This window comes from Shewanella sp. HN-41 (genome assembly GCF_000217915.1).
GTDB lineage: Bacteria > Pseudomonadota > Gammaproteobacteria > Enterobacterales > Shewanellaceae > Shewanella.
In genome coordinates this window covers 24,442-50,312 of sequence record NZ_AFOZ01000022.1, presented here as the reverse complement: position 1 = coordinate 50,312, position 25,871 = coordinate 24,442, and the positions used below count along the sequence as shown (strand labels likewise).

General features: G+C 45.8%; 23 protein-coding genes and 2 tRNA genes. 15 read left to right on the top strand and 10 right to left on the bottom strand.

Annotated elements, in window-relative coordinates:
* Nucleotides 1-9 precede the first annotated feature (9 nt).
* From SOHN41_RS08320 to SOHN41_RS08305, 3 genes are all read right to left on the bottom strand, one after another.
* On the bottom strand, nucleotides 10-2,310 hold the full coding sequence (locus tag SOHN41_RS08320) for a heavy metal translocating P-type ATPase (RefSeq protein ID WP_007647698.1): 2,301 nt from the start codon (nucleotides 2,308-2,310) through the stop codon (nucleotides 10-12).
* Nucleotides 2,311-2,606: 296 nt separating this feature from the next.
* Nucleotides 2,607-3,365, bottom strand: a complete 759-nt coding sequence (locus SOHN41_RS08315) for a sulfite exporter TauE/SafE family protein (RefSeq protein ID WP_007647696.1) — start codon at nucleotides 3,363-3,365, stop codon at nucleotides 2,607-2,609.
* A 655-nt stretch (nucleotides 3,366-4,020) separates the two neighbouring features.
* Complete coding sequence (locus SOHN41_RS08305; protein ID WP_007647687.1) at nucleotides 4,021-4,422, bottom strand: Cd(II)/Pb(II)-responsive transcriptional regulator; 402 nt, start codon at nucleotides 4,420-4,422, stop codon at nucleotides 4,021-4,023.
* 77 nt (nucleotides 4,423-4,499) lie between these two features.
* On the opposite strand from SOHN41_RS08305, the gene SOHN41_RS08300 reads away from it, so the two are divergent.
* The 8 genes from SOHN41_RS08300 to SOHN41_RS08265 all read left to right on the top strand — a co-directional run bounded on the left by SOHN41_RS08300 (nucleotide 4,500) and on the right by SOHN41_RS08265 (nucleotide 12,607).
* Entirely contained in the window at nucleotides 4,500-6,557 is a 2,058-nt protein-coding gene (locus tag SOHN41_RS08300; RefSeq protein WP_007647686.1) for a TonB-dependent receptor plug domain-containing protein, read from the top strand.
* A 394-nt stretch (nucleotides 6,558-6,951) separates the two neighbouring features.
* Nucleotides 6,952-7,344: a CopL family metal-binding regulatory protein gene (locus SOHN41_RS08295; protein WP_050801826.1), complete on the top strand. Its 393-nt coding sequence runs from the start codon at nucleotides 6,952-6,954 to the stop codon at nucleotides 7,342-7,344.
* A gap of 121 nt (nucleotides 7,345-7,465) precedes the next feature.
* Nucleotides 7,466-7,978, top strand: a complete 513-nt coding sequence (locus SOHN41_RS08290; RefSeq protein ID WP_007647684.1) for a DUF411 domain-containing protein — start codon at nucleotides 7,466-7,468, stop codon at nucleotides 7,976-7,978.
* Complete coding sequence (locus SOHN41_RS08285; protein WP_007647683.1) at nucleotides 7,975-9,978, top strand: copper resistance system multicopper oxidase; 2,004 nt, start codon at nucleotides 7,975-7,977, stop codon at nucleotides 9,976-9,978. The genes SOHN41_RS08290 and SOHN41_RS08285 overlap by 4 nt, the downstream gene beginning before the upstream one ends.
* Before the next feature lie 10 nt (nucleotides 9,979-9,988).
* Nucleotides 9,989-10,702: a copper resistance protein B gene (locus SOHN41_RS08280; RefSeq protein ID WP_037458499.1), complete on the top strand. Its 714-nt coding sequence runs from the start codon at nucleotides 9,989-9,991 to the stop codon at nucleotides 10,700-10,702.
* 54 nt (nucleotides 10,703-10,756) lie between these two features.
* On the top strand, nucleotides 10,757-11,164 hold the full coding sequence (locus SOHN41_RS08275) for a copper resistance CopC family protein (RefSeq protein ID WP_007647680.1): 408 nt from the start codon (nucleotides 10,757-10,759) through the stop codon (nucleotides 11,162-11,164).
* A 16-nt stretch (nucleotides 11,165-11,180) separates the two neighbouring features.
* Nucleotides 11,181-12,077 carry a copper resistance D family protein gene (locus tag SOHN41_RS08270; protein WP_007647679.1) on the top strand — a complete coding sequence of 299 codons (897 nt, stop codon included), beginning with the start codon at nucleotides 11,181-11,183 and terminating at the stop codon, nucleotides 12,075-12,077.
* Between the two features lie 38 nt (nucleotides 12,078-12,115).
* Nucleotides 12,116-12,607, top strand: coding sequence for a YybH family protein (locus tag SOHN41_RS08265; protein ID WP_007647678.1), 492 nt, complete (start codon nucleotides 12,116-12,118; stop codon nucleotides 12,605-12,607).
* A gap of 410 nt (nucleotides 12,608-13,017) precedes the next feature.
* Here SOHN41_RS08265 and SOHN41_RS08260 read toward each other — a convergent pair.
* The 3 genes from SOHN41_RS08260 to SOHN41_RS08250 form a co-directional block, all read right to left on the bottom strand.
* Nucleotides 13,018-13,094, bottom strand: a tRNA-Val gene (locus tag SOHN41_RS08260).
* 49 nt (nucleotides 13,095-13,143) lie between these two features.
* A tRNA-Val gene (locus tag SOHN41_RS08255) sits at nucleotides 13,144-13,220 on the bottom strand.
* 247 nt (nucleotides 13,221-13,467) lie between these two features.
* Nucleotides 13,468-14,847 (bottom strand): MATE family efflux transporter, encoded by a 1,380-nt coding sequence (locus tag SOHN41_RS08250; RefSeq protein WP_007647677.1) that lies wholly within the window; start codon nucleotides 14,845-14,847, stop codon nucleotides 13,468-13,470.
* A gap of 32 nt (nucleotides 14,848-14,879) precedes the next feature.
* On the opposite strand from SOHN41_RS08250, the gene SOHN41_RS08245 reads away from it, so the two are divergent.
* Entirely contained in the window at nucleotides 14,880-15,512 is a 633-nt protein-coding gene (locus tag SOHN41_RS08245) for a riboflavin synthase (RefSeq protein WP_007647676.1), read from the top strand.
* Nucleotides 15,513-15,525: 13 nt separating this feature from the next.
* Here SOHN41_RS08245 and SOHN41_RS08240 read toward each other — a convergent pair whose 3' ends face one another.
* Together SOHN41_RS08240 and SOHN41_RS08235 are read right to left on the bottom strand one after the other, a co-directional pair.
* Nucleotides 15,526-15,726 (bottom strand): CPXCG motif-containing cysteine-rich protein, encoded by a 201-nt coding sequence (locus tag SOHN41_RS08240; RefSeq protein WP_007647673.1) that lies wholly within the window; start codon nucleotides 15,724-15,726, stop codon nucleotides 15,526-15,528.
* A gap of 162 nt (nucleotides 15,727-15,888) precedes the next feature.
* Nucleotides 15,889-16,122, bottom strand: a complete 234-nt coding sequence (locus SOHN41_RS08235) for a hypothetical protein (RefSeq protein WP_007647664.1) — start codon at nucleotides 16,120-16,122, stop codon at nucleotides 15,889-15,891.
* A 292-nt stretch (nucleotides 16,123-16,414) separates the two neighbouring features.
* On the opposite strand from SOHN41_RS08235, the gene thrS reads away from it, so the two are divergent.
* The 4 genes from thrS to rplT all read left to right on the top strand — a co-directional run bounded on the left by thrS (nucleotide 16,415) and on the right by rplT (nucleotide 19,540).
* A complete protein-coding gene (gene thrS, locus SOHN41_RS08230) occupies nucleotides 16,415-18,343 on the top strand; it encodes a threonine--tRNA ligase (RefSeq protein ID WP_007647662.1) in 1,929 nt (642 codons plus the stop codon).
* Nucleotides 18,344-18,346: 3 nt separating this feature from the next.
* Nucleotides 18,347-18,889, top strand: a complete 543-nt coding sequence (gene infC / locus SOHN41_RS08225; protein WP_012089240.1) for a translation initiation factor IF-3 — start codon at nucleotides 18,347-18,349, stop codon at nucleotides 18,887-18,889.
* A gap of 83 nt (nucleotides 18,890-18,972) precedes the next feature.
* Complete coding sequence (gene rpmI / locus SOHN41_RS08220; protein WP_007647659.1) at nucleotides 18,973-19,167, top strand: 50S ribosomal protein L35; 195 nt, start codon at nucleotides 18,973-18,975, stop codon at nucleotides 19,165-19,167.
* A gap of 16 nt (nucleotides 19,168-19,183) precedes the next feature.
* A complete protein-coding gene (rplT, locus tag SOHN41_RS08215; protein WP_006081652.1) occupies nucleotides 19,184-19,540 on the top strand; it encodes a 50S ribosomal protein L20 in 357 nt (118 codons plus the stop codon).
* Nucleotides 19,541-19,766: 226 nt separating this feature from the next.
* Here rplT and trxB read toward each other — a convergent pair whose 3' ends face one another.
* Entirely contained in the window at nucleotides 19,767-20,720 is a 954-nt protein-coding gene (trxB, locus tag SOHN41_RS08210) for a thioredoxin-disulfide reductase (RefSeq protein ID WP_007647644.1), read from the bottom strand.
* Between the two features lie 261 nt (nucleotides 20,721-20,981).
* Complete coding sequence (gene ald / locus SOHN41_RS08205; RefSeq protein ID WP_007647642.1) at nucleotides 20,982-22,097, bottom strand: alanine dehydrogenase; 1,116 nt, start codon at nucleotides 22,095-22,097, stop codon at nucleotides 20,982-20,984.
* Between the two features lie 179 nt (nucleotides 22,098-22,276).
* Here ald and lrp point away from each other — a divergent pair, with 179 nt between their 5' ends.
* Nucleotides 22,277-22,783 carry a leucine-responsive transcriptional regulator Lrp gene (lrp, locus tag SOHN41_RS08200; protein ID WP_007647640.1) on the top strand — a complete coding sequence of 169 codons (507 nt, stop codon included), beginning with the start codon at nucleotides 22,277-22,279 and terminating at the stop codon, nucleotides 22,781-22,783.
* A 323-nt stretch (nucleotides 22,784-23,106) separates the two neighbouring features.
* Nucleotides 23,107-25,812, top strand: a complete 2,706-nt coding sequence (locus tag SOHN41_RS08195) for a DNA translocase FtsK (RefSeq protein ID WP_007647625.1) — start codon at nucleotides 23,107-23,109, stop codon at nucleotides 25,810-25,812.
* Nucleotides 25,813-25,871: the final 59 nt, after the last annotated feature.

Sequence of the window (25,871 nt, the reverse complement as noted above, 5' to 3'; positions counted from 1 at the left end):
TCCTCACGCTCAATGTTCCTGGGCTTTAAACAGGCGCAGACGGTTGGCATTGGTCACTACGGTCAAGGATGAAAAGGCCATCGCCGCACCGGCGATCACTGGGCTTAGCAATAGGCCAAAAAATGGGTACAACACTCCGGCAGCAAACGGCACTCCCGCTACGTTGTAGACAAAGGCGCCGAACAGGTTTTGTTTAATATTTCGAAGGGTGGCCTTGCTGATCGCAATCGCGTCAGCCAACCCATGCAGGGAGCCGCGCATCAGGGTGATATCGGCGCTTTCGATGGCCACATCTGTCCCTGTGCCTATCGCAAAGCCGACATTTGCCATCGCCAGTGCGGGCGCGTCATTGATGCCATCTCCTGTCATACCCACTATCTCCCCCTGCATTTGCAACTGCTGTACTTTTTGGGATTTCTCCTGTGGCAACACTTCGGCAAAAAATTCTGTGATGCCGGACTTGGCCGCAACGGCTCTGGCGGTGTCGCGGTTGTCACCGGTTAACATCACTACCCGGATGCCGTTTTTTTGCAGCCGCTTAATTGCGGCGATGGAATCATCTTTTATGGGATCTGCCACGGCTATGATGGCCGCAAAATTGCCATCCACGGTGAAATACATAGGAGTCTTTGCATCTAGGGCTAATTGTTGTGCTTTGTCGACCAAAGAGCCTAGGGCGATATTGCGATCATTCATTAGTTTTTCATTGCCAAAGAGTAACATCTGGCCGTCGACTTGGGCCTCGACCCCATGGCCAGCAATGGCATTGAATTGACTGACTTTTAGAAGCTCAATGCCCCGTTCTTGCGCCGTCTCGACGATCGCCTGTGCTAACGGGTGTTCCGAACCCGATTCGAGACTGGCGGCCAGTTGCAATACCCGCGCTTCGCCAATGGAGCCCGCTAGGACGATATCGGTCACCTTGGGCGCGCCCAAGGTGATAGTGCCAGTCTTATCTAGGATCATGGCGGTGATTTTCGATGCGGTTTGCAGCGCCTCACCATTGCGGATCAGCACGCCAGCCTCTGCCGCCTTACCGACTCCAACCATAACGGACATGGGGGTGGCCAAACCTAGGGCACAGGGGCAGGCGATGATGAGTACTGTTGTTGCCGATACCATGGCGAAGGCTACCGCGGGCTCGGGGCCAAAATTCAACCATGTCAGGGCACTGACGATGGCGACTATCATCACGACGGGAACAAAATACGCCGAGATCACATCCGCCAGCCGACCGATAGGTGGCTTCGAATTTTGTGCCCGTTTGACCATATTAATGATTTGTGCCAGTGCAGTGTCTTTGCCTACACGGGTGGCTTTGAAGATGAGGGAGCCAGTCTTGTTGATGGTACCGGCGGCCAAGTTATCGCCGGGTTTCTTTTCTACAGGCATGGGCTCACCGGTCAGCATGGATTCATCGACCGAGGTATGGCCTTCGATGACGTCACCATCGACCGGAATTTTCTCGCCGGGCCGGACCCGTATCTGGTCGTCGATAAGGACCTGTTCGATGGCGATATCCATCTCCTGCATGCCGCGGATCACCCGTGCCGTCTTCGGCTGTAGACCTATCAGGCGTTTGATCGCTTCCGAGGTGCGGCCGCGGGCCTTGAGCTCCAGTGCCAGCCCCAGATCGATCAAGCCTATGATCATCGCTGTCGCCTCGAAATACACGTGGCGTGCCATTTCAGGCAGTAGATGGGGAACCAATACTACCAACATGGAATAGACCCAGGCCGTGCCTGTTCCGAGGGCTATCAGAGTGTCCATATTGGCCGAATGGTTCTGTAAGGATTTCCAGGCGCCGATATAGAAATGTTTGCCCGAAAATATCATGACACCTAGGGTAAGCAGGCCGACTATGAGCCAGACGATACGTTCCGTTGTGCTGCTGACCGTCATCTCCCCGACGACTAGGCTATAGAGCATCAGCGGCACCCCCAAGGACAGGGCCAGAGTCATCTCCCGTATCAGTCGCCTATAGTAGACGAGATCCGCTTTCTCCTTTTCATCCAGCGTATCGCTTCCGGTTTCACTCTGAGCGGCTATGGCTTTGTAGCCTGCCACTTCAACTGCTTTCAGTAGATTTGCCACCGGTGCGGTTCCCGTCACTTGGACCGTACGTTCGGCAAAATACATTTGGGCACTCGTTACCCCTGGTACCTGCTGCAGTGCGGCCTCGATCTTGCTAACGCAACTGGCGCAGCCCGCCCCTTGGATAATCAATTCCAAGGAGGGCGTTGGGTTTAATTGGCTCTGCTGGTGTTTGCCATGCTTAGGTGAAGTCGAGTCTTGTGTTTTTAGTTTCATCACTGAGACTCCTCAACGTGTTAGTTGCAGAATATTTACATCTCTTGTTTAAGCATGGCTCAGTATGATTAATGGTGCCCAGTTTCTTGGTCACTACGGATGCTGTCGCTAGACCTCTTTATGGCTGATTTTGACACTTACTATTTTTGTGAACATATTCACCTCGTTAAGTGGTTTTACTCAGTTAGTAAGGTGCCCATAAGTGTTGGTACGGATTATTCGGGGATTATCATACACTCAATCAAGTTAAGCACTTGCCTAAGCAATAATGGTGTTCAGTTACTGCTTCTTGACCTCTACCATTGGCTGATCGCCTGCCAAATCAATCGAATAGCTAGCAGCGTAAGCACAATGCTAAAAGTGGTTTGAAAATGTTTATCGGCAACCCGTTTTAGCATTTTAAATCCAATCCAGGTGCCTAAGGCGCCACTTAAGATCATATAGAACAACAGCGGCCACCAATCTGCAAGCGATACGCCGATACCTTCAAACACCACAATTTTAACGCCGTGCTGCAACGACATCGCCATGGCAAAGGTGGTGACGGTGCGAAAACGGTCAACTTCCAATTGTTTAATAAACGCCGCAACTAATGGCCCAGTTGCCCCCGCAAATAGTGAAATAAAGGTGGTGATAGCACCAGCAGCCAGTGTTCCTAAGGTGCCAAGCACCATTTTGGGCAGTTTTGGCCCCCAACAGGAATACAGAATAAATGCGGCAATGGTGAGATACATGACTGATGGCGGCAGCGCCACCAACACAACACTCCCCAATAATGCCCCTAAAATCGCACCGGGGAAAAATGCACCTATGAGTTTCCATTCAATCTGGCGCCAGTCCAGAGCCGCACGGCCAACGTTCGAGCCCAATTGCACCACGCCATGCATTGGAATAATCAGTTGCGGCGGTAACGCTTGTGCCATCACACCTAATAACATGACGCCACCACCAATGCCAAAACAAGCCGTAAAAAAAGAGGTAAAAGCAGCGCTAAGGGTTAACAGGGCAAACATATCCGCGGGGATAACATCAAAGAAAAACCATGAAGAGGGCATAGGTCGTATTCGGAATGTGGGAGGGTGCTAACAGTAGCAAAATTGCATGAGGCTTTCAAAGCCATAAGCAGTCACTTAGCATTGGATTAGATGAAAAATACAGCGGTCCTGATCTTACCAATCTAAGCGGCTTACGATTATCCATGAGATTAAATTTATTAAAATAGTTTCTTAAATGCTTCTTTAGCTAAGTGCGCTTGAGGTTAACGACTAGGTATGCTGGCCTTATATTCAACCTGAACGATAGTATCTCTATTTACAGCAGTTATACCGAAATACTCTAGCCATAGGATGCAGAAGATACGAACCCAAAGCGCTTAGATCCAATGACGGGTAATAATATTGAACTGGGAGCTAAAGGGGATTTCTTAGATGAGTAACTGACCGCCAGTATCGCTGTATTTAAAGTGAAAAAAGAAAATGTAGCAGAACGCTCTAAATTATCCCACGCCCTTGCCCGATGGCCGCTACCCACTGCGCGGCATCGATGGGACCAGTAACCAAGGTTATGAAGTTGAGCTAAACGGTAAACCAACAGAGGGTTGGGATCTATTTTTTAGCCATACCCATAGTAAATCAGAAGATCAAGATGGAGCCGCCTTTAGCTCCTATCTACCAAAGGAACTGTCTCGCCTGAAAGGATAATACTGAAGGTTTAATTAGCGAGACAGTCTTCATCTTTGAGTCGTTTTAGGATGCAACAGTCGCTAACTTGGTGATTATCGCAGGAGACTAAGGATGAGAGTGATGTCTCAAGCTTTGCTAACTCCCGTTGAGTTTGACGAATATGCTCGAGTTGCTCGGCAATGATGTCATCGACCACGGCGCAGGAATGATGTGGATATTGTTGGACTTCAACCAAGCGACGAATATCACTCAGAGCAATATTTAGCGCGCGGCAGCGACGGATAAAAATCAGTGTCTCTACATCACTCTGAGAGTAGTAGCGGTAACCATTTGCCATCCTCTTAGGGGAGGGTAGTAATCCTTCCTGCTCATAAAAGCGAATTGTTTTTACTGGGACTTGTGAAGCTAATGCCAGTTCACTGATTTTCAACTTGACCTTCCAGTTACTGTAACCTTTAGCCTTGCATCGTAACACTTACTCATTATTCAACGCTATAGGATTGACCAATGCATCCCTTATCGCCTTTAGCCCTGCTGATATTATCCATAGGCGTCACAGCAGCCTATGGAGCACAGGCCAATACAAGCAACCAGCTCACAGACGTCTCTCAAACCGAAGCTGAGACAACTAATCTGCATGAACATGATGATACACATGAGCCACAGAACGATGAACACACAGATGAACATGATGAAAGCATGGAGCGAATTTTGGTTCAATCTACTCGTCTTGGAAGGATTGTCGACGACCAGCCAATAAGGGTTGAAGTCGTCACTAGTGAGGAAATTGAAGAAAAAGCCGCTATGCGTCCTGGTAATATTTCTATGTTATTGGCTGAAACCGGCGGAGTTAGGGTGCAAACGACATCACCAGCCCTTGGCAGTGCCAATGTGAGGTTACAGGGGCTGTATGGACGTTATACTCAACTATTGGCTGATGGCTTACCTCTTTATGGTAGTCAAGCTTCATCACTCGGTTTACTTCAAATACCTCCTACGGATTTAGGCCAAGTTGAGGTGATTAAGGGCTCGGCTTCCTCCCTCTATGGTGGCTCGGCCTTGGGTGGGGTTATTAATTTGGTCTCTAGACGGCCTGGTGACGAATTTGCTGGCGAGACGCTTATAAACCTGACATCTAAAAGTGGCCAAGACTTTACCGGTTACGCCGAATCTCCACTCAGTGAGAATATCAAAGGCTCAATTACCACGGGAGTCCATTATCAGAGTATCGAAGATGTAGATGACGATGGCTGGGCAGATCTGCCCGAATATGAACGTTATACCTTAAGACCAAGATTGTTCCTCGAGGGCGAAAACGGCGACAATCTTTATGTTACCGCCGGCTACATGACAGAAAACCGCCGAGGCGGGACACTAAATGGGCATACTGTTGCGGACGGCAATCCCTTTGTTGAAACTCAGAATTCCGAGCGTGTGGATGGTGGAATAGTCTACAATCGACCAGTGACCGATACCTTGACCTTCAGTACCCGTGCTTCCGCCATGGTGCAAGAACATTTCCACGCTTATGGCGTTGATAACGACAATGACAGACATGGCAATTACCTGATGGAAGCGAGTCTATCTGGCTACCGTGATAATTTGGATTGGGTCATTGGCGCAGCATATCAATCTGAAACCTACAGTTCAGATAATTATGCTGAATTTGATTATTCCTTTAATGTGCCAGGGCTCTTTGCCCTTGTTGACTATAACTTGACCGAAGACTTAATCGCCTCTGTCAGTGCGCGTATGGATGACCATAGCCAGTACGGTAGTGAGCTGAGCCCCCGATTCTCGCTCTTATATCGAGCCGATGACTTCACCGTGCGTGGCTCATATGGCCGAGGTTATTATGCACCCACCCCATTTGTGGAAGAAATCGAAGCAGCTGGTTTATCACGACTCGAACCACTTGGGGAACTCAAAGCAGAAACCGCCAAAACAGCTTCACTGGATTTTACTTACCGCTTCGAAGATTTAGAAACGAGCTTAACCCTGTTCGGTTCGGATATTAGCAATGTGACCGAACTTGAAGAATTCACCGTGGGAAATAATGAGACTCCTAACCGAGTCCGCTTAGTCAATGCCGAGGGGGAGAGCCGGATCCGCGGCTCTGAAATGCTATTGCGATACTACCTTGGCGATCTTAAGCTGACTGCAAGTTATCTCTATCTTGACGCCACTGAATCCAGTCAAGATAACACGACACGTCGAGCGATTGCGTTAACGCCAAAACATTCTGCAGGATTTGTCGCTATGTGGGAGCAACACGAAAACTTTAGGGCAGGGTTTGAGGCCTATTACACAGGTATTCAGCGTCTAAATGACAATCCTTATCTATCCGAATCTGAGCCTTACTGGCACTTAGGCCTGATGGGAGAAATGACATTTGGCCGCTACAGTTGGTTTATCAATCTGGAGAATTTGTTGGATATCAAACAGAGCGATACCCATCCATTGCTATTGCCAGAAAGGAGTCCCGCAGGACAATGGACCACCGATATCTGGTCTCGAAATGATGGGTTTATTGCTAATGCAGGAGTCCGGATCAAATTTGGGTAAGTTCGTATGCCTAGGTTTGCTCGCGGGTTTTCAGAGCAAACCTAGGAATTAATTTGTTGCGACCCAGATATCGAGTCATCACAAGCCCAAACACACAGAACCGTTTTCCGCTGGACTTCACCACCCCAAAGCTGTACTCGTTGTTAGGCTTAAATAAATATTTAATCTGAAACTCACATAACAGCTAAAAACTAACTTAGCGTGAGCCGATTGTAAAAAACATGCGAATGCTGGATTTTTAGTAAAATTCAATAAATTTATTTTGTTATATCAACACGTTATATGTTTTACATTTATTTGGTTATTCTGAACCATATGTGATTGCTATAAAAGTATTTAGAAAAAATTGTCATTTAGGTTAAGCTTTACTGACAGGTTAGGTTGGAGTTCTACATTGAGTATCAGACAATTAATCATAGTGTGTGTGCTACTGACGTTTGTTGGTCAGGCATTTGCGTCTGTGATTTTGCCGTGCCCAATGGAGATGAAAGCCATGCAAACCCTTGATGGCGCAAAAACATCAGAGACTTCACAGCAGAAAAATACTTGCCATCATTCTCCTATTACAAACAAGGACATGGGAAAGGATGTGACTGACAAGAGTCATTCGGACTGTTGTGATAGTCAGTGTAATTGCCCCATGGGATCCTGCTTGTCTGTCGCATTAACGATGAAACAACTTGAGTTGGAAGGAAACATTCAAGCCACAGAATTTACTCAAATCCTAGTGGTGAGCGTGTTACCACAATATAAATCTTCCCTGTACCGCCCTCCCATATACGCCTAATTTAGGCACAGTTACGCCTATTTTTTGGCGACTGTCCTAAACAATCAAATCATTTTTACTTTTATAAATTAATCAATTTTGCTTTAGGTCATTGATTTATTTATTTTGATTTGGAGGCAGTATGCCCTTTATTAAACACTCTTATTTGCCTAAACAGCTAAAAATAGCCGTCATATTTGTCTTAGCTATTTTGGGCAATAGTCCACACGCCTTTGCCAACGCGGCACAAGCACCCGTAATCTTTGATGTTTATAAAGATCCTAACTGTGGCTGTTGTGAAAAATGGCTGACATATATCAATCAACGAGGCTTTATCACCCGTAGCCATAATGTCGAAAACCTGTTTTCACTAAAACAGGAAAAAGGTATTCCAACTGCATATCAATCTTGCCATACCGTCATTTCCAGCGAGGGCTATGTATTTGAAGGTCATGTTCCGGCTAAATACATACAAGAATTTCTCACAAAACGTCCTCCAAACGCTGTTGGTCTCTCTGTTCCGGCCATGCCCGTCGGTAGTCCGGGGATGGAATATCAAGACAAGTTTCGTCCATACCAAGTGCTGTTGCTAAAAGTTGATGGCACCACAGAAGTCTTCGCCCAAGTGAATAGCCTTGAGGAGTCATTACGATGAAAATCCCTAAGTTAACCACTCGGATGCAACAGATCCCAACAGAGTTAGATAACAACGGTCGCCGTCAATTTGTATTTGGGGCTTCTGCGATGTTAGCAATGGCGAGTATTCCTTTTCCCAAAAATGTGTTCGCCAATGCGCAGAGCCTGTCTTTGACTCAATTGTCGGGTAAGGTATTTGATCTCAGCATTGATTATATGATGGTCAATTTCACAGGTACGCTGGCACGCGCTACGGTTGTCAATCAACGACTGCCTGCGCCGTTATTGCGCTGGAAGGAAGGTGAAATTGTCACGCTAAGGGTAAAAAATAACCTCGACCATGACAGCTCCATTCACTGGCATGGGATTATTTTACCCACCAACATGGATGGTGTGCCTGGTTTCAGTTTTAATGGAATTAAACCCGGCGAAACCTTTGAGTATCAATTCAAACTGCAACAAAGCGGAACCTATTGGTACCACAGTCATTCGGGTTATCAAGAACAGACAGGCCTATTTGGTGCCATCGTTATCGACCCTGCAGAGGCCGATCCTGTGATATTCGACCGAGAATATGTGGTGATGCTGTCGGATTGGTCAGATTCAGCCCCTGAAACCATTTACGCCAAATTGAAGAAACAGGCCGATTATTACAATTTCCGGGAGCGTACCGTATCAGATCTTTTTTCTGATATTGCCAATAACGGCTTAGCCAATACATGGAATGCTCGCGCTATGTGGAACAACGCTCGGATGAGCGATCGCGATATCTCCGATGTCACAGGGGCGACGTATACCTATTTAATGAATGGCAATCCGCCAGCTCAGGGCTGGCAAGCCATATTCAAACAAGGTGAAAAGATTCGCTTGCGCTTTATTAACAGCGCCGCCATGACCATATTTGATGTGCGTATTCCAGGTCTAAAGATGACAGTCGTGGCAAGTGATGGCCAGAACATTCAGCCCGTCGCCGTTGATGAGTTCCGCATTGGCGTTGCAGAAACCTATGACGTTATTGTTGAGCCAGAGATGGGGAATGCCTACTGCATTTTTGCACAAAGTATCGATAGAACGGGTTTCACTGTAGGTAATCTCACCTCTGATCCTCATTTACATGCAGAAGTGCCCAAAATGGATCCCGTACCTTTGCTTGGCCATAGTGATATGGGAATGAGCATGGAAGGTATGGATCATGGTGCTATGGATCATAGCAAAATGGACATGAGTGCTGGTGATATGCAGGGCATGGCTCACAGCAAAATGGACATGAGCGCCGATGATATGCAAGGCATGGATCATAGCCAAATGGATATGAGTGCCAGTGATATGCAGGGCATGGATCATAGCCAAATGGATATGAGTACCGGTGATATGCAAGGCATGGATCACAGTAAAATGCAGGTGAGTGCCGGTGAGATACAGGGCATGGACCACAGTAAAATGCAGGTGAGCAAATCCGCTTTAGGCTTAGCAGGCTTTGGTAGTAATAATGAGATTAAGCATTTAGATACCGAGTTCGGCCCACAGGTTGACATGCGAGCGGATGCCCCCAAAAGCGGATTGCACGATCCTGGTATTGGCTTGAGAGAGCATAAAGAGAAATTTAATCGAAAAGTGCTCACTTATGCGGATATTAAAGGCCTACATCCTACCTATGACAAACGACAACCCAGCCGAGAAATCCAATTACACCTGACGGGTAACATGAATCGCTATATGTGGTCGATGAACGGCGTGAAATTCATGGATGCGGAGCCCTTGGTTTTTGAATACGGCGAGCGACTGCGTATCACGCTAGTTAATGACACTATGATGACTCATCCGATGCATCTGCATGGAATGTGGAGCGAGCTTGAAACTGGCGACCCCGATTTTATTCCACGCAAACACACAGTATTGGTGCAACCAGGTTCAAAAATCAGTTACTTAGTCACGGCTGATGCCATCGGTCAATGGGCGTATCACTGTCACTTACTGTTCCACATGCCAGGCATGTTCCGCAAAGTCGTGGTCAAATAAGGGGGAAAATATGAAGAATACTAATCGATTGGTACTCCGTCTGATTGCGATAACTCTTCCTCTGATGAGTGGACTCGCTATGGCTGGCGGCGAAGATGACCCACTGCTAACAAAAGTCATGATTGATGAGCTTGAGCGTGGTCTCGATTCTGCGGATCCAACTCGCTTCAGTGGACAAGCTTGGATTGGACATGATCTGAATAAGCTGTGGCTGAAAACAGAAGGTGAATATCAAAATAGCGATAAACAAGGTGTAGAACTACAAGCGCTCTACAGCCGCGCCATAGCGCCTTATTGGGATCTACAAATGGGATTAAAAACAGATATTAAACCTTCGCCGTCGCGTAACTGGGCAGTGCTGGGTATACAAGGTTTATCACCCTATTTTTTTGAGGTGGATGCCGCATTATTCATTGGTGAAACAGGGCGCACTGCCATGCGCTTGAGTGCTGAATATGAACTGCTCATTACCCAGAAGTTAATCTTAACCCCTGAAGTTGAAATGAACCTTTATGGCAAAAATGATGCCGAGGTCGCTATCGGTGCGGGCTTATCGGATATCAGTACTGGTTTAAGACTGCGGTATGAATTCATTCGAGAGTTTGCCCCCTATGTTGGCATTGAATGGAGTAAAAAATTTGGTAATACGGCTGATTTTGCGCGTGATGAAGGCGAAGACAGCCAGGAAACACAATTCGTTGTCGGCGTAAAAGCCTGGTTTTAACGATAAATAAAGCAAGTCATTCATTTAACTATACAAAATAAAGAGGTTCATAAAATGAAACTAATCAACACAGTGTTATTAATAACAGGCTTAACATTAAGCGGCTCTGTATTGGCGCATGTTGGATTAAGCAACTCAACACCGGCAAAAGGCGCCATGTTAATGGCTCCCCCGAGTAAGCTTGAACTGGCATTTTCGGCCCCCATTCGCTTAGTTAAGCTCTCGTTAAAGGATGCGAGTAACCAAGAAATAGCCTTAATGCTACCGTCATCGACACAAAGTCAGGCACAGTATTCGTTGGATTTACCTGTATTAGCTGCATCTAACTACACTGTCAGCTGGGTAGCAATGGGTGATGATGGCCATAAAATGAAAGGTCAATTTGAATTTATGGTCCACGGTAGCACAGCTATGAGTGAGGTCATGCAAGATATGCCAGTAGTGCAGATGAATCGTCATTAATTTGGGTAATTAAGTCATGATATTAACCGAATTTGACTTAATGGCACTGATCTCCAAATGGGCTATTTATGTGAGTTTCGCCAGCCTGGTTGGCGGCACATTTATGCTTGGCCTTCTGAGAGAACAGCATAGCGAAGTCGTTGCCATACGGCGCTATATTGCTATTGGAACGTGCTTAGGTGTCATTGCTGTTGTAATCAATTTCTTTGCGCAAGTGGGAGCGTTCGCCGAGAGTGGTTTTGCTGGCATGTTTGATACTCAAATGCGACAGTTTTTATGGTCTAGCCCCATCGGCGAATCGGTTACTTGGCGCATTATCGGATTTAGCATTGTGCTGATTGCATGCGGGAGTGTACTTGGTCCAGTTAATGCCTTAAGGCGTGTCGCTTGGATCGGGCTCTTAGTTGGCGGATTGATATTAGCGACATCCTTTAGCCTACTAGGCCACAGCGCTGAGCTTAATCGATTCGGCCAAGGCATGTTGTTGTTACATGTTTTGGCAATTGGCTCTTGGGTAGGATCATTTTATCCATTATGGCGTTTATGTGCGCATGCCGATCTCACCTTGATACGCCATGTGATGGATAAGTTTGGCCAGTTGGGTATTGGCATCGTCATTCTTGTATCGGTTTCCGGCGGAGCCTTACTGTGGCAATTATTTGATAAACCCGCAGAGTTTTTCAACAGTAACTACGGCCTTGCCATAAGTCTTAAGCTGAGTTTTTTCAGCATTATTTTACTTATCGCGGCGTTACATAAATTTATCCTCGTCCCTAGGTTAAAGATTGAAAATACGCAAATAGCACTACGCAAACTCAAGCTCTCAATTGCCATCGAAGGCTTAGTTGCGCTATTCATCTTGACCATAACCGCTGTGCTTTCCAGTGTTTTCGGGCCAGAGAGTCTCAGTTAAATACTAAAAACTAATCAATACATTAAGAGGAGTACACATTGAAACCAAGAAAAATAGTGACCTTGTTAACCGGACTAAGCTTGTTGTTTTCAGCAGGTCAAAGCTCGTTACTATTCGCGCATGGTGATGAAAAACATACAACCGAACCTACAGCGTTTATTGGTATGGAGACGGCTCCTGCAAAACGAGTCCAGCAATTTCATCAAGCATTGAAGGCGGGTGATGAAGCCATAGTGAAGCAACTCTTAACTGAGGATGTGCTGATTTATGAAGGGGGTAACGCCGAGCGTTCACTCGCCGATTATGCCAGCCACCACATGGGGGCTGACATGGCATATTTAAAAAATCTCACCATTACACTTAAGGAACAACAAGTGAAAGTGGTGGGGGATATCGCTATTTCGACTGCGATTAGCCATGCCACCGGCGAGTATAAAGGTAAGCAGATTGATTCGACGGCAATGGAAACCATAGTGCTGTCTAAACAGCATGATGGTAGTTGGAAGATTATTCATATCCATTGGTCATAACATCGTTATCTGCTGAACTGTAGTGGCACGCTGAATTTGGCCACTACAATCCTATTTTTAACGTACTTTAATCCCCAAACGTTTTGGTAAATAAAAACTTTATCCATTTTGCAGATAATTCTTTCAATAGTTTCAAGCAGATTTGAATTTTAATCTGCTTTTGTGTGCCAACAGGTTTGGCACGAAATGGGCACAAATTTAGAAAAACGGCGAGTTTAGGGGTAACAATGGTAGATGTAGGTTAAGCAATCGAGGCAAAATCAGGCAGAGTCGAGGGGGAGGGCACGTTTGAATGCTTCTGAAAAAACTAGTTTAGGCTCGAAAATTTTATCTTAGGCACAAATAAAAATTAAGTATCTTGATGGAAGATTATATTAAATTAAGATTTTATAGGGAGTTAAAGCAAGAAATGGTACACCCGAGTGGACTCGAACCACCGACCCCTACCATGTCAAGGTAGTGCTCTAACCAACTGAGCTACGGGTGCACTGTTTACTTTTTAATAAGAAGTCACATTTTATACTCTGTGAAGAGAGTGGTACACCCGAGTGGACTCGAACCACCGACCCCTACCATGTCAAGGTAGTGCTCTAACCAACTGAGCTACGGGTGCATTGCATTACTGGTGTCTAAAGCGTTGCGCTTTGGAACGAGCGCTATATTAGGGTGATAGCGAAAGGCTGGCAAGCAAAAAAACGAAATTTATTGCCAAATGGTGAATTGCTGTGCAACTTGCCCAGTGTTTCAGCAAAGTTACTGATAAAACGGCAAGTTAGACTCTAATGAGTGAAAAATGGTCAGTGGATAAACAAAACGGCGAGACTTATGCTCGCCGTTGATCTAATGAAGATTACCTGTCGTTAATGATGCACACTGTCGCCTTCAATCAAGCTTAGATGCACGCCATATTTTTGAATATAACGTAGGCGGATAAAGAATAGCAGTGCTGCAGAGGTGAGCCCGGCGATAAGTCCAGTCCAAAATCCGTGAGCCCCCATAGCTGGCACGATATAATCTGTATAAGCCAAGGTATAGCCTAATGTCATACCAATCCCCCAGTAGGAAAACAGCGTAATATAGAAAGCACTGCGTGTATCTTTATAGCCACGAAGGGCTCCTGCTGCAACCACTTGAACTGAATCCGATAATTGGTATAGCGCCGCCATTAACATCAAACTTCCTGCTAAAACAACGACTTCAGGATCACTGTTATAGAGTTCAGCAATTTGGAACCTAAACAGTACAGTCAATATGGCTGTCGATAGCGCTAATGACAGTGCCAGCCATAGACCGACTTTGGTGACAACGGCAGAAATATCAGCCCGATCTCGGCCTAAGTAGTAACCAATCCGAATCGATACCGCGATTCCAATGGAGAGCGGCAACATAAATACAATAGCTGAAAAGTTCAGCGCAATCTGATGGCTTGCAACCACAGTAGCACCCAAAGGTGCCAATAAGAGGGCGATGATCGCAAATAGGCTTACCTCAAAAAACAGTGCCATGGCGATCGGCATGCCGAGTTTGGTCATTTTTTTCATCGTTTTAAAATCGGGGCGATGAAATTGGCTAAAGGGTGCCAAGGCGGCAAATTTCCTATGTAGCTGCATATATAGGGTCATGGCTATTAGCATTGCCCAAAAAACAAGGGCAGTAGCGACACCACACCCAGCGCCACCCATGGCGGGGACGCCAAAGTGTCCATAGATAAAAATATAGTTAGCAGGGATATTGACCGCTAAACCCACAAAACCGATCACCATAGTCGGCAATGTATAGGAAATACCTTCACTGCAGCCTCGTAACACTTGATAGAGCACAAATGCGGGGGCGCCCCATAAAATACCATCGATATAACCTATGGTTAAGCGGTACAATTCGGGTTCTAAATTCATATGGCCGAGCACAAAAGGCGCTGATGCAAGAAACGCCATCACACCAATTCCTCCGATAAGTGCCAGATAGGCGGCTTGGAATGCTAAGGGTTGGATCGCTTTTTGGTTATTAGCCCCATTATAGTGGGCAAATAAGGGCGTGAAGGCCATGAGCAAGCCCTGAACAAACAGGATAGCAGGCAACCATAGGCTAGTGCCGACCGCGACTGCGGCCATATCGACTGCACTGACGCGGCCCGCCATGACGGTATCGATAAAGCCCATCATGGTCTGCGTGACTTGGGCGATGAGCACAGGCAGTGCAAGTTGGATAAGACGTTTGGCTTGGAAGCCTGAATGATTCATAAATACAGCCTTTAACGAATGAGCGAGAAAAAATGTTTACAGGTATAGTTCAAGCCACCTGTGAGGTGGTTGCAATACATAAGAAAGATGGCCTAAATACCCTTGAGGTAGCGTTGAAACCTGATTTGCATGAGGGACTTGCGATTGGAGCAAGTGTGGCAAATAACGGGGTATGTCTTACCGTGACTCAGGTGGTTGATGATAGGGTATTTTTTGATGTAGTGGAAGAGACGTTACGGTTAACCAACCTTGCCTGCTTAGCCGTAGGTCACAGGGTTAATATTGAACGCTCTTTAACCTTCGGCAGTGAAATCGGTGGTCATATTTTGTCTGGTCATATCCATACTAAGGCTAAAGTTGTCGATATCAGTCATACAGAACAACATTACGATCTAACGCTAGTGGTTGAGCCTAAATGGATGGATTACATTTTTTATAAGGGTTTTATTGGGGTCAACGGCTGCAGTCTAACCGTTGGCGAGGTGAGGGATTCGAGCTTTATGCTGCACTTAATTCCAGAAACGCTCAAGCTCACAAACTTAAGTCAGTGCCAAGTCGGTGATGAACTCAATATTGAGATCGATAGCCAAACACAAGTGATCGTTGATACCGTTGAGCGCGTGCTAGCCAGACGCTTTAAGGAACAAGCGCAGAAGAATGGCTGATATGGCCTATCACTTAATAAATTTGCTCATCATCTGAGTCAACATACAATTCAACGGTTCGCCGAGAATCATCTACGTGCAGACGCAAGTGGATGGGATTACAGCAAACTCGGCAATCATCGTAATAATCTTGATCACCACAGCTGGCATCGATACTGATATGTTGATGATGCCCGCAGTGGGGACAGGCGATAACCTTATTCATGATCCTCATAGCGTTACTCCTTCTTTCAAATCGGATGAAAGAATATATGGCCCTTAACCCTATGCAGTAAATGAACCCCTCCCATAGGGCTTACTAAGTATAGTTGCGATATGGTATAGCTGCGATATGGCGATCCAAGTGAATAGGTGAGTTGCGCACAAGCCTTAAACGCTAATCTTTTACCGTTATTAGTCCCTCAATTTCATCACTTTGCAAAACGCCATCGCGGGCATGTTGAACGATTGAACGGGTTAATTGCTGCATTTGTTGTTCAAGCTCATCTTGGATATCAACAATCAGCATTTGGGTATCAATTTGAATATTTATGGTACTTGCGTTTTGAGTCTCAGGTAAAACGGTCGATGCTTGGGTTAACGCGACCGCAAATAGGATACAGTTCAACATATCAACTTCCTTTCGATGTTTTTGAGTGCTGTACAATCAACGGGAGCCAGAATAGGGATGTTTGATGACTGGCAAGTTACCAAGACACTGCAAAATCATGAATTTGCTTTTTGCTTTCAATCCCAATTCTGGCCAATATGCTTGCGCCTTTTAGCTACAATCCCGTAGAATAAACGCCCTGCTACGCAAGGCGGCTAAGACTCCTGTACTGTCTTAACCTAGCGAGCATTTCTCTTACATTAACTAAAACCAAGTGGCCCTACGTGTGGGTCACCACTGGAAAGGACATTTCATGCCTGTAATTACACTTCCCGATGGTAGCAAACGCGAGTTTGCTCATGCTGTATCGACTCTCGATGTTGCCGCCGATATTGGCCCTGGTCTAGCGAAAGCCTGTATCGCTGGCCGCGTTAATGGCGAATTAAAAGATGCTTGCGATCTCATTGAAACCGATGCTGAGCTATCAATCATTACCGCCAAAGACGAAGAAGGTGTTGAAATTCTTCGCCATTCTTGCGCGCATTTATTAGGTCACGCGATTAAGCAAATGTGGCCAGAAACCAAGATGGCGATTGGTCCTGTTATCGATAACGGCTTTTATTACGATATCGACCTTGAGCACAAGCTGACTCAAGACGACATCGACGCCTTAGAAAAGCGCATGCTTCAACTGGCAAAAACCAACTATGACGTAGTAAAACGCGTGGTGAGCTGGCAAGAAGCCCGCGATACATTCGCGGCGCGTGGTGAAGATTATAAGATTGCCATTCTGGATGAGAACATCAGCAAAGACGCGACGCCTGCGCTGTATCATCACGAAGAATATACCGACATGTGTCGTGGACCGCATGTGCCTAATATGCGTTTCTGCCAACATTTTAAGTTAATGAGCATCGCCGGCGCTTACTGGCGCGGCAACTCAGAAAACAAGATGTTGCAACGCATCTATGGTACCGCTTGGGCCGACAAAAAAGCGCTGAGCACACACTTAACCCGTCTTGAAGAAGCGGCTAAGCGTGATCACCGTAAAATCGGTAAGCAACTCGACTTGTATCACATGCAAGAAGAAGCACCGGGTATGGTGTTCTGGCATAACGACGGTTGGAGCATCTTCCTCGAACTAGAAAGATTCATTCGCCGTAAGTTAAACCAATACACTTACCAAGAAGTGAAAGGCCCATTAATGATGGACCGCGTGCTATGGGAACGTTCAGGCCACTGGGATAAATACGCAGAAGCCATGTTCACGACCAGCAGCGAAAATCGCGAATATGCTATCAAGCCGATGAACTGCCCAGGCCACGTACAGATCTTCAACCAAGGTTTGAAATCTTACCGCGACTTGCCGCTGCGTATGGCAGAGTTTGGTTGCTGTCACCGTAATGAACCTTCAGGTTCGCTCCACGGTTTGATGCGCGTACGCGGTTTTACCCAAGACGATGCCCATATTTTCTGTACTGAAGATCAAGTGCAAGCGGAAGTAAGCTCTTGTATCCAGATGGTTTACGACACTTATTCAACCTTTGGTTTTGAAAACATTGTCGTAAAACTGTCGACTCGCCCCGAAAAACGTATCGGCGACGATGCGATGTGGGATAGAGCAGAAGAAGCACTCAAGCAAGCGCTACGCTCAAATAACATTGAATTCACCATTTTACCGGGTGAAGGCGCCTTCTACGGACCAAAAATCGAATTTACTTTACACGATTGTTTGGACCGTGCGTGGCAATGTGGTACTGTGCAGCTCGATTATGCGTTGCCAAACCGTTTAGGTGCGACTTATGTCGCCGAAGATAACAGCCGTCAAACTCCCGTGATGATCCATCGTGCTATTTTAGGCTCTTTGGAACGATTCTTGGGTATCTTGATAGAAGAATATGCAGGTCGTTTCCCAACTTGGTTGGCCCCAATGCAAGTTGTCGTGATGAATATCACCGACAAACAGGCTGATTATGTTGAAGAAGTCGTCAAATTCTTCAAAGAACAAGGTATTCGAGCGTCTTTTGACTTGAGGAATGAGAAAATAGGCTTTAAAATACGCGAGCACACCTTAAGGCGTGTTCCTTATTTGTTGGTCGTTGGCGATCAAGAAATGGAAAATAAGGAAGTAGCGGTGCGTACCCGTGATGGTATTGATTTAGGTAAGATGCGAATCGAAGATTTCGCCGCTAAAATCCATCAACAAATTTCGCTCCGTAGTCTCAAATTGTTGGAGGAATAGGTCATAAAGATCAAAAAAACAGCAGGGCGTCAGCCGGCCCCTAATAGAATCAATGAAGAAATCACAGGCGTACCAGAAGTACGTTTAACAGGCATTGATGGTGAAGCTATTGGTGTGGTAAGCATCAGAGATGCTCAGAATTTGGCAGATGAAGCGGGTGTAGACCTAGTTGAAATTAGTCCAAACGCTGAACCTCCAGTATGTCGCATTATGGACTACGGTAAGTTCCTTTTTGATAAGGCTAAGTCAGCCAAGGAACAAAAGAAGAAGCAAAAGCAGGTTCAGGTTAAGGAAATTAAATTCCGTCCTGGAACTGACGAAAACGACTATCAGGTAAAACTACGCAACCTGATACGTTTTCTGGAAGACGGGGACAAAGCGAAGATTACGCTGCGTTTCCGAGGTCGCGAAATGGCCCACCAAAATCTTGGTATGGATCTATTGAACCGTATTAAGGCTGACTTGGATGAGTATGCGGTTGTTGAATCTTTCCCGAAAATGGAAGGTCGACAAGCCATCATGGTGCTAGCGCCTAAAAAGAAATAAGTAGGGCAACCCGAAAGTAGCAAAGGTCTATGGCCTTTGCTCGCCTTGCTTTTTATTTAACATCCCAATGCGGAGTTTTAGTAATGCCTAAAATGAAAACCGACAGAGGTGTAGCGAAGCGTTTTAAGAAAACCGCCAATGGTTTCAAGCGTAAGCAAGCACATTTACGTCACATTTTGACCAAGAAGAGCACTAAGCGTAAGCGTCACTTACGTGCAAAATGTTTAGTTGCTAAGTGTGATGTTCCAGCAATCGCGCGTCAATTACCTTACGCTTAATTTAGGAGATTAGAAAATGCCAAGAGTTAAGCGTGGTGTAACCGCTCGTGCTCGTCACAAGAAAGTTTTAAAATTAGCTAAAGGTTATTATGGCGCTCGTAGCCGTACTTACCGTGTTGCTGTACAAGCAGTAACTAAAGCTGGTCAATATGCTTACCGTGACCGTCGTCAGAAAAAACGTCAATTCCGTCAACTGTGGATTGCACGTATCAATGCTGCGGCTCGTCAAAATGGTCTGTCTTACAGCCGTTTCATCAACGGTCTGAAAAAGGCGTCTATCGAAATCGATCGTAAGATTTTGGCTGACATCGCTGTATTCGATAAAGTTGTATTCGCAACTTTAGTTGAAAAAGCAAAAGAAGCATTAAACTAAGAAATTAGTTTGTTGCTGTAGAGAAGGGACCATCTGGTCCCTTTTTTTGTGCGTCATTTTTGTATATTAATGACTCAAAGGTAAGGTATTAACGGGTTAGGGTAAGACTATTTGTTAACGGCTGGAGAGCGAGTAGCGGGGCAGTATCGTTGGCTAATTTTGGCGATAAATTTCAGCTAAAAAAATAGCAGGCTAGACCTGCTATTTGTTGAAAAATCGAGCCTTGTTATTTTTTAGCGTCTAAATAACGCTCTGCATCGAGTGCGGCCATACAACCTGTACCAGCAGAAGTAATCGCTTGGCGATAATGTTGATCCATCACATCACCACAGGCATAAACACCTTCGATGCTGGTTTGCGTGGCGTTTCCTTGCAAGCCGCTCTGCACTTTTAAATAACCGTGGTTCATTTCGAGCTGACCTTCAAAGATGCCAGTGTTTGGGCTGTGGCCAATCGCAACGAACACACCTGCAACGGCTAAATCGGTAATCGAGCCATCTTTAGTGCTCTTCATCTTTAGACCTGTTACACCCATAGCATCACCGACCACTTCATCCATGGTTTGGTCTAAGTGGAGGATAATATTGCCATTGGCAACTTTATCCATCAAACGGTCTATGAGAATTTTTTCTGAGCGGAAAGTGTCACGGCGATGGATGAGGTGAACTTCAGCAGCAATATTGCTTAAATATAATGCTTCTTCAACGGCGGTATTGCCGCCACCGATCACAGCGACTTTTTGATTGCGATAGAAGAAGCCATCACAGGTTGCACAGGCTGATACGCCGCGGCCCTTGAAAGCTTCTTCTGACTCTAACCCTAAGTAACGGGCAGAAGCGCCAGTTGCGATGATCAGCGCATCACAAGTGTATTCACCATTATCGCCTTTTAAACGGAAAGGGCGCTCAGTTAGGGTCACTTCGTTGATATGATCGAACAAGATTTCAGTATCGAACTTTTCAGCATGCTTCTGCATACGTTCCATCAAGGCCGGACCGGTTAAGTCGTCCGCATCGCCTGGCCAGTTTTCAACTTCAGTCGTCGTGGTTAATTGACCACCTTGTTGCATACCCGTGATCATCACGGGTTTTAAATTCGCACGCGCAGCATAAACGGCTGCGGTATATCCTGCTGGGCCTGAACCCAAAATCAATAAGTTACAATGTCTGACCTGGCTCATTTTTATCTCCGTGCCTTTAGCAAATTGCAAGGATTGTAGGGAATTTACCTGTAGGGGTAAAGCGCTGTTTGGCGATTCTTTTAGATTAAGCTAATCGAGAGATAGCGGTATTGTCAGTATAAGTTTACCCATAGGGGATGAGAGTACCTTATCCTAGGATTAACTCTTCCAAGACGTAAAAAATCGGCCCCAACAGAGTTGGGGCCGATGAATGAACTTCACTCAATATTTATGCCTACGGCGCTAAATATGTTCGGTGAGTTATACCAATAAGGTTGTTGGTGCTGTGTACTCTAGGTCTAACGCATGAGCCACTTCTTTACAGACGACTTTACCATGCATTACGTTCAGACCGTTCAGTAGGTGTTTATCCTGTAACAGTGCTTCTTTATAGCCTAAGTTAGCTAATTTAAGAATGTAGGGTAGTGTTGCATTGTTAAGTGCAAACGTGGAGGTGCGAGCAACCGCACCTGGCATGTTCGCCACGCAGTAATGCACAACATCATCAACGATATAAGTAGGATCTTGGTGAGTGGTTGCGTGTGAAGTTTCAACACAACCACCTTGGTCGATTGCAACGTCAACAATGGCGCTACCAGGCTTCATGCGGGAAATCATGCTGCGAGTCACCAATTTTGGTGCTGCTGCACCTGGGATCAATACGCCACCGATCACAAGATCAGCTTCAATAACATGACGTTCAATCGCATCGGCAGTAGAGTAAATAGCTTTTACGGCAGAGCCGAATTGCACATTTAAGCGACGTAGTGCATCGATACTGCGATCGAGTACAACCACATCGGCACCCATACCAACAGCCATTTGTGCGGCGTTAGTTCCGACCATACCGCCGCCAATGATGACAACTTTAGCAGGTTCAACACCGGGTACGCCGCCCAGTAACATACCGCGACCACCAGAAGATTTCTCTAATGCCATAGCGCCAGCTTGGATTGACATACGGCCAGCAACTTCTGACATTGGGGCAAGTAAGGGCAGGCCACCACGGTCGTCCGTCACAGTTTCGTAGGCAATACAAACTGCACCACTTTTAACTAAATCTTCTGTTTGTGGTAAATCTGGCGCTAAATGCAGATAAGTGAATAAAATCTGATCGTGACGTAGCATAGCGCGTTCAACTGCTTGAGGCTCTTTTACTTTTACAATCATCTCTGCTTTAGCGAAAACTTCAGCAGCAGTCACTAAAATTGTGGCGCCAGCATCAATATAATCTTGATCTGAGAAACCAATACCTGTACCAGCATTTGTTTCAACAAATACTTCGTGACCTTTTATTGCTAACTCACGAACACTTGAAGGAACCATACCGACACGATACTCGTGGTTTTTAATTTCCTTTGGAACACCAATAATCATCTTTGAGCCTCAATTGCCTGATAACCCACTTTTAATGGGCATAATTGTTATTTTATCGTGACCTGAACGTGATTAATTCAGGGATATCTAGTATAGTATCGGCGACGCAGTTTATGCTGCTGAACTTTGGACATACGTAGAATAAAATGTTGTTTTAGTGATAAAGCAAGGTTAAATAAATGGCATATAATAAAAAGAGTCCTGTAAAAGACTTGGATCGCATCGATCGCAACATTCTTAATGAATTACAAATTGATGGCCGCATTTCTAATGTGGAGTTATCAAAAAGAGTTGGATTAAGTCCAACTCCGTGTTTAGAAAGAGTGAAACGACTCGAAAAGCAAGGATATATCAACGGCTATACCGCGCTGGTTAATCCCCATTTCCTGGGTGCATCCCTACTGGTATTCGTGGAAATCACTTTAAGCCGTGATACGCCCGAAGTGTTTGATAAGTTTAATCGCGCAGTGCAATTACTGGATGATATTCAAGAATGCCATCTCGTTTCGGGCGACTTTGATTACTTATTAAAAACGCGTGTTTCTGATATGTCGGCGTATCGCCGTCTATTAGGTGAGACATTGCTAAAATTACCTTCCGTTTCAGATACTCGTACATACGTTGTGATGGAAGAAGTAAAACACACCAGTCGTGTAGCGATAAATCATCTACTCTCAGATATCTAAATTACCCTGATTGTTTGGTTTTACATAAGGGGCCAAGGCCCCTTATTTATTGACGCTCTCTTGCCAACGCACACTCGACCTTGCAACGCCCTTAAGTAGCCAGCTTAGGGGCATTTTTTTAGGTTGTTTGTGTACAAGTTACAAGCAGAAAGTCTCTGTGTTCTAATTGGTTAATGCTAAATATGTTCCTTTATGTTGAGGAACGGTTATTTTTTGTCTCCTGCGGACAAATCTCAGGAGAAAAACAGGCTAATGTGCTCCACATTTAGTGGGATTCTGGTATCGTTAGCTCACCTGTTTTCATTTTTTATGGATTATGTCGTTTGTCTCAAGGAAATAGTGTACGCACGCTCACAGGGCTGCAACGTCTACTCGAAGGTGGACTGATTATATGTTGTGTTCTCGCCACTTATATTCTTCTCGCGCTGACCAGCTTTAACCCATCGGATCCGGGTTGGAGTCAGTCGCATTTTCAAGGTGAGATCAGAAATTGGACTGGTGCTGTTGGTGCTTGGATTGCCGACATACTGTTATATTTTTTTGGTGTTACCGCTTATATCATGCCGATTATTGTGGCATCAACGGGTTGGTTATTGTTTAAACGCGCCCATGATCTGCTCGAAATTGATTATTTTTCAGTCGCATTACGTATCATAGGTTTCTTATTACTTATCCTTGGTTTTTCCGCTTTAGCTAGCATGAATGCCAATAACATCTATGAGTTTTCTGCTGGCGGTGTTGCGGGGGACGTAATAGGTCAAGCCATGCTACCGTATTTTAATAAACTCGGTACGACTCTGTTATTGCTGTGTTTTTTAGGTTCTGGCTTTACCTTGCTCACGGGGATTAGCTGGTTGACTGTGGTTGAAAAACTCGGCTTTGCTTCCATTTGGCTATATAACCAACTCAAGCGTCTGCCTCAGGCCATGAAACGTGAACATGAGACCGAAGATACCCGTGGTTTTATGTCGGTTGTTGAGAAGTTTAAGCAACGTCGTGATTCCCAGCATGCCATTGACACGTCCAGAGTACATGAACGTGTGCCTACCAAGGTGATTGTGCCCCAAAAAGTAGATGACATAAGCACAGAGGACACCCAAAACCAGGAACCCGCGCAGAAAAAACGTTCGCCTCTTGCTAAAATTTTGAGCTTAAGCAGTGCTAAAAACACTGTTAATCAGCGGGTTGAACCACAGATCGATAAACAGGAAGCTATTGCTGAACACGGTCATTTTGAGGCGCCGCCTTGGGTGGCAAAGCCCAGCCATATCGATGACGTTGAGTATGATGCAGGCTTCCACACCTTTGACGCTGAAGAAGATGAACCTGTGTTTGGCCGTGAGGCATTTACGGATGACGATGATGACGTCACTTTAGATTTTAGCGATGAGGATGTTATCGATTTTGATACCAAAGCATCGACGGGTGCCGTCACCGCCCAACGCAGGAAGCAAGATCAAAAGGCAAAAATCGTCGATGGTATCGTGGTATTGCCTGGTCAAGCAGATAAGCCTGTACCAGCCAAACCTATGGACTCATTACCAAGTATTAGCCTGTTGGATGTCCCCGATCGTAAAAAGAATCCCATAAGCCCCGAGGAACTTGAACAAGTTGCTCGCCTAGTGGAAGTTAAATTGGCGGACTTTAATATTATTGCCAATGTTGTCGGTGTGTATCCAGGGCCGGTGATCACTCGCTTTGAGTTAGAGTTAGCTCCCGGCGTGAAAGCGTCTAAAATTTCTAATTTATCCAAGGATTTAGCTCGCTCATTACTGGCGGAAAGCGTGCGTGTCGTTGAGGTTATCCCCGGTAAGGCCTATGTAGGACTGGAGCTACCGAATAAATTCCGTGAAACCGTATTTATGCGAGATGTGCTCGATTGCACTGCGTTCACTGAGAGCAAGTCGAACCTCACTATGGTACTTGGTCAAGATATTGCGGGTGAGCCTGTGGTGGTTGACTTAGGTAAAATGCCGCATTTATTGGTTGCTGGTACCACAGGCTCGGGTAAGTCTGTGGGGGTTAACGTGATGATCACGAGCCTGCTTTACAAGTCTGGCCCCGAGGATGTGCGCTTTATCATGATCGACCCCAAAATGTTGGAACTGTCAGTCTATGAAGGCATTCCGCATTTGCTATGTGAAGTCGTGACCGATATGAAAGAAGCCGCCAATGCACTGCGTTGGTGTGTGGGCGAGATGGAGCGTCGCTATAAATTAATGTCCATGATGGGTGTTCGCAATATTAAGGGCTATAACGCGAAAATTGCCGAGGCGAAAGCCAACGGTGAAGTGATTTTAGATCCTATGTGGAAGTCATCGGACAGCATGGAACCCGAAGCCCCCGCATTAGATAAGTTACCTTCCATTGTCGTCGTGGTCGACGAATTTGCCGATATGATGATGATTGTCGGTAAGAAAGTAGAAGAGCTTATTGCTCGTATTGCCCAGAAGGCTCGTGCGGCTGGTATCCATTTAATTTTAGCGACCCAACGCCCATCGGTGGATGTGATCACGGGTTTGATCAAGGCGAACATTCCGACACGGATGGCATTCCAAGTGTCATCGCGTATTGATTCGCGCACTATTTTAGATCAACAGGGAGCAGAGACCCTGTTAGGTATGGGAGACATGTTATTCCTCCCCCCCGGCACAGCGGTGCCAAATCGGGTCCATGGTGCCTTTATTGACGATCATGAAGTTCACCGTGTGGTGGCTGATTGGTGTGCTCGCGGCAAGCCCCAGTATATTGATGAAATTCTTAATGGTGTCAGTGAAGGCGAGCAAGTGTTATTGCCGGGTGAGACCGCTGAATCCGATGAAGATTACGATCCACTTTACGATGAGGCCGTAGCCTTTGTAACCGAAACGCGCCGCGGCTCGATTTCTAGCGTGCAGCGCAAGTTTAAGATTGGTTACAACCGTGCGGCGCGTATTATCGAACAAATGGAAATGCAGGGGGTCGTCTCGGCTCAAGGTCATAATGGTAACCGCGAAGTGCTGGCACCTCCGGCACCTAAACACTATTAATGTTAAGCTAAATGTCAGTTTGAGCTCGCCATAATGCGGTGAGTTCAGGTTTTAGTCCA

Bases quoted from the DNA above. Each gene is read 5' to 3' on its own strand.
- SOHN41_RS08320 (WP_007647698.1), bottom strand. From the start codon at position 2,310: ATGAAACTAAAAACACAAGACTCGACTTCACCTAAGCATGGCAAACAC.
- SOHN41_RS08315 (WP_007647696.1), bottom strand. From the start codon at position 3,365: ATGCCCTCTTCATGGTTTTTCTTTGATGTTATCCCCGCGGATATGTTT.
- SOHN41_RS08300 (WP_007647686.1), top strand. From the start codon at position 4,500: ATGCATCCCTTATCGCCTTTAGCCCTGCTGATATTATCCATAGGCGTC.
- SOHN41_RS08290 (WP_007647684.1), top strand. From the start codon at position 7,466: ATGCCCTTTATTAAACACTCTTATTTGCCTAAACAGCTAAAAATAGCC.
- SOHN41_RS08285 (WP_007647683.1), top strand. From the start codon at position 7,975: ATGAAAATCCCTAAGTTAACCACTCGGATGCAACAGATCCCAACAGAG.
- SOHN41_RS08280 (WP_037458499.1), top strand. From the start codon at position 9,989: ATGAAGAATACTAATCGATTGGTACTCCGTCTGATTGCGATAACTCTT.
- SOHN41_RS08275 (WP_007647680.1), top strand. From the start codon at position 10,757: ATGAAACTAATCAACACAGTGTTATTAATAACAGGCTTAACATTAAGC.
- SOHN41_RS08270 (WP_007647679.1), top strand. From the start codon at position 11,181: ATGATATTAACCGAATTTGACTTAATGGCACTGATCTCCAAATGGGCT.
- SOHN41_RS08250 (WP_007647677.1), bottom strand. From the start codon at position 14,847: ATGAATCATTCAGGCTTCCAAGCCAAACGTCTTATCCAACTTGCACTG.
- SOHN41_RS08245 (WP_007647676.1), top strand. From the start codon at position 14,880: ATGTTTACAGGTATAGTTCAAGCCACCTGTGAGGTGGTTGCAATACAT.
- SOHN41_RS08240 (WP_007647673.1), bottom strand. From the start codon at position 15,726: ATGAGGATCATGAATAAGGTTATCGCCTGTCCCCACTGCGGGCATCAT.
- SOHN41_RS08235 (WP_007647664.1), bottom strand. From the start codon at position 16,122: ATGTTGAACTGTATCCTATTTGCGGTCGCGTTAACCCAAGCATCGACC.
- thrS (WP_007647662.1), top strand. From the start codon at position 16,415: ATGCCTGTAATTACACTTCCCGATGGTAGCAAACGCGAGTTTGCTCAT.
- rpmI (WP_007647659.1), top strand. From the start codon at position 18,973: ATGCCTAAAATGAAAACCGACAGAGGTGTAGCGAAGCGTTTTAAGAAA.
- rplT (WP_006081652.1), top strand. From the start codon at position 19,184: ATGCCAAGAGTTAAGCGTGGTGTAACCGCTCGTGCTCGTCACAAGAAA.
- trxB (WP_007647644.1), bottom strand. From the start codon at position 20,720: ATGAGCCAGGTCAGACATTGTAACTTATTGATTTTGGGTTCAGGCCCA.
- ald (WP_007647642.1), bottom strand. From the start codon at position 22,097: ATGATTATTGGTGTTCCAAAGGAAATTAAAAACCACGAGTATCGTGTC.
- lrp (WP_007647640.1), top strand. From the start codon at position 22,277: ATGGCATATAATAAAAAGAGTCCTGTAAAAGACTTGGATCGCATCGAT.